The organism is Gemmatimonadales bacterium, assembly GCA_030697825.1.
In the GTDB taxonomy this organism is placed as follows: Bacteria; Gemmatimonadota; Gemmatimonadetes; order Gemmatimonadales; family JACORV01; genus JACORV01.
Genome location: JAUYOW010000210.1, coordinates 1 through 1,308 on the forward strand (window position 1 = coordinate 1; position 1,308 = coordinate 1,308).

Consider the following 1,308-nt stretch of genomic DNA (forward strand, 5'->3'; position numbering starts at 1 on the left):
CTGACGATGGTCGTGGGCGCCGCGGGGCCGTCCCGCCGGTGGCGTGACAGCTTGCGCGTACTAGCGGCCCGAGAGGGTGTGACACACGTGCTCGCCATCGCGATCGGCACGAGCCGGTACTACGCGCGTCAGTTCCTGCCGCTCTTGCCGAGGAACCTGGAGTTGGGCACCGGCTACACCATGCCGATGAGTCGCCTTGGCGAGGGAGACTCGCCCGTCAACGTGTTGCACGTCACCGGCGCGCTTCTGACGGTCGACGGCCGCGTCCTGCGGGTTGGCGCAGAGGGGATCGTCGCGAGGGTTCCCGGTCGCGTGCTGTCGCTTCTGGACGTTTCTCCGCCGCTCACCACGCCGTACGTTCGGGCGGTCCTCACGGACGAACGTCGCCAAGACCTGCCGGGCCATCCCCTCGCCTGGGCGGTGGCGCTCCGGAATCTGGTGGGCCAACTCCTGGTCGACGAGGATCTCATCGTCCGGTAGCTCGCTACCCCAGCTCGGCCGGCAGCGTATCCGGGAAGTACACCCGCGCCTTCTCCATCAACTCGACGAACTTCTCCGGGCGCTCGCCCAGCGCGGCGGCCTCCACCGTCGCGAGGCTTTCCTTCACCAGCGCGAACAACTCGGCCGAATGGCGATTGAGATTCTGGATCTCGAAGTAGAGATACGGATTCTCCCGCGCCACCTCGGCGGCCGTGCGCGCCTCCTTGTAGAAGGTCGTGCTCGCCATCGCGGCCAGGTCGCCGAACGAGCGGCCGCTCCTGGTCAGCGTGGTGGCGAACAGGATCGCCGTGAGATGGCTGAGGCCGAGGACGTATTGCATGAACGCGTCGTGCTCGGTGACCGGCAGACGGGTGATGGTGAGCGCCGTATCGGCAAAGAGCGCGGCCGCCTGGTCCGCGGCGGTCGCGTTCCCGCAGTCGCACACCGCCATCACGCGCCCGCTCAACGTGCGCACGCTCGGGCCGAAGAGCGGGTGCAGGCTCGCCACGCGAAGGCCGCGCGCGGCAGCGCCGTGCAGCAGGTCGAGGACGTGGCTCTTGAGGCTGAAGATGTCCGCGACGAGCGCGGCTGGCTCGAGGGCCAGCACCTCCTCCAGAGCGCCCTTGCCCGGTGCGAGCGGCGCGGCGATCAACACGACGTCGGCGTTCCGCACCGCGACCCCGAGGTCCGTAACCGCGGTGAAGCCGGGCACGGGTCCTGCAGGGTCCAGCGTCGTCACGTCGTGCCCCTGGCCGGCGAAGAACCGGCCGAGCCAGCGGCCCATCTTCCCCGCGCCGCCGACGATGAGGATGCGCAGTGCCCGTTCAC

General features: G+C 69.4%; 2 protein-coding genes. One reads left to right on the forward strand and one right to left on the reverse strand.

Annotated elements, in window-relative coordinates; genetic code table 11:
• Positions 1–480 (forward strand): hypothetical protein (locus Q8Q85_11010; GenBank protein MDP3774782.1); only part of this gene is annotated, 480 nt, incomplete at its 5' end.
• 4 nt (positions 481–484) lie between these two features.
• Here Q8Q85_11010 and Q8Q85_11015 read toward each other — a convergent pair.
• On the reverse strand, positions 485–1,308 hold an 824-nt coding region (locus Q8Q85_11015), incomplete at its 5' end, for a prephenate dehydrogenase/arogenate dehydrogenase family protein (protein MDP3774783.1).